At 26.8% G+C, this 2,345-nt stretch carries 1 protein-coding gene; it reads right to left on the reverse strand.

The features are described 5' to 3' along the window. Positions 1-124 precede the first annotated feature (124 nt). Positions 125-2,134, reverse strand: a complete 2,010-nt coding sequence (locus L21TH_RS04965; protein WP_006310886.1) for a hypothetical protein — start codon at positions 2,132-2,134, stop codon at positions 125-127. Between the last annotated feature and the right edge of the window lie 211 nt (positions 2,135-2,345).

Consider the following 2,345-nt stretch of genomic DNA (forward strand, 5'->3'; position numbering starts at 1 on the left):
CTAAGAGCTGTACACTGAGAACTATAGTTCTATTTTATCAGAATTGTGATTAATTTACTATAAATGTATTGGAATATACAGTAAAAATACTAGAGCAAAACTCTAGTATTTTTACTGTATATTTTTAATTTAACCTTATAAGTGGATTATTCCAAATATCAATACAATTTGTATCACAATAATAGCAATTGTCGCTTATAAAGTCTAATGTATTATAGAAAATCTGTGAAGCTACGTCTCTGTGCATTTCTTTATACTTATTTATTTCTGATAATGCTCTTCCAATTACATTGGCCAATATTGTACAATATTCTAGATAAAAGAAATTTAATCCAGTAGTTTCTTTTATGTTTTCTGGTAAGTCTTTAATATCTAAACCTTCCTCTATAAACTGCTCAAAACTTACCTTACTATCTTTATTTCTACCTAAACACCCATTTGGACATCTTTCACAGATACGTATAAAATTAATCACCTCAGGTATAGTTTCTTTTAATACTTTTTTAATTGTAGCATTGTCTATATTATTTCCATCCATAATATAAGAGCACACATCTAATGTCTCATATATAAACTGGTCTTTTCCTTTTAAATTTTTTCCTCTAACTTCTAAATATTCTTCTTTACTAAAAAACTGTCCTTCTAAATCCGTATATTCATCATAATAGTCTTCCTCTATTATATTAGATATACTATTAAGTTCTTCCATCATTTCATCAAAAGTCTTAAAATCTCCTGATAAAAAGTACCCTATCGTTGATTTAGGTAAGTAGTATCCATCCTTTAATGTCATTATATTTTTGAATTTAATATCTCTATATTTGACATCTAAAGTTTCAGCTACTTCTTCATATGGTGTCATAAATATAAACTGCTTTTCTGTTAAAACATATATGCACTTAACAAATTCCTTTTCGTCAAAACCATTTTCTATTATATCTAAATCGTTTTTCTCAATACATTTAGGCATAGTTGCTTCTAAGTCAAATTCACCATCAAGATTCAAAAACACATTTTCCATAATTTGGTCTTCATCGTTAATATTATATACTTTAACTACAAAATCTTGACTTAAATATTCTTTTTCTTCATCTTGTGATAACTTGTGAGTATTTTTTTCCTTTATTTTATTTATATACCATTCTCCTGATTTCTCACTCAACATAAAATCATATGTTACTTTATTTAAATAATATTCATTGTCAATAAATAAATAAGCCTTGACTTTAACTCCCTTTTTTAATACACTTTCACCCTTAACGTTGAACTTCATGATATAGTTGTTGTCATCATATTTCTTAATAATATTCATATATATTGGTTTATCGTTAGTTGTATATTTTAATGCCTGTAAATCCTTATTTTTTAATGCATTAAAAAATGCATTAACTGTTTTATATGGTTTGTCTAAAGGCTCAGATATACGCTTTAATAGCTTAATTTTCTCATTTTTTGTCAAATTAACTCTCTCTTTTAAAAGTTGGTTGTATTCAGTTTTTCCTGAAGGTAGAATTAAGTTGTTTTGGACATTTATTTTGGCACTTTCCTGGATAAGATATACGGCTTCTTTGTATGATATTTTAAAAGCACTTCCTAAACTCATATTTACCTCGTTTAGTACTTGCTCAATTTCTTGCTCATCTTTTTGTATAGTAATACTTTTACAATCCTTGAAACCATTTTCTGTATAACTAATATCAAAAAATTGCAAAACAGTATTTTCAGTTTCTTTTTCTTGCCAGATAAGTATTAAATATAAACTACCTAATAATCGAGTTCTACTTATATAAGCAGCTTTAAAAATTTTATCTGATACTTCTAATAGTTCTTCTCTTATGGCACCTATATTTATATCTGTTCTATCAAAATCTAGTAGCAATTCATTTGCAAGGTCTTTAATTGCTCCCTCATAATTTTCAGATACTAATATTAACGTTTTAGCTACGACTTCAGTCTTATTCTCAGCTAATTCTTCTAAAATAACTCCTAATTCAAATTCCGGAAGCTCTTTTAAAATCACAAGTGCCAAACTCTTGCCATTTGGCATATTAAATAACATCTCAAATTGTTTTTCAATATCTAAAATTCTATAATCTTGATTTTTATTTTTATCAAAGTTTATTATTTTACTCATATTCTCCTCCTATTAATCTTTTAGTATTTTTATTAATTATATCCAATTTTTTAAACCTTATTATAAGTTTATAGCTCTTGACTCTCAGTTCTTGGTTCACAGTTGACAGTTCTTAGTTCACAGATCTTAGGTTTTTGCTAACAGCTGTGAGCTAAGAACTAAGAGCTGTACACTGAGAACTATAGTTCTATTTTATCAGAATTGTGATTAA

Origin of the sequence: Caldisalinibacter kiritimatiensis (assembly GCF_000387765.1) — a bacterium.
Lineage (GTDB): Bacteria > Bacillota > Clostridia > Tissierellales > Caldisalinibacteraceae > Caldisalinibacter > Caldisalinibacter kiritimatiensis.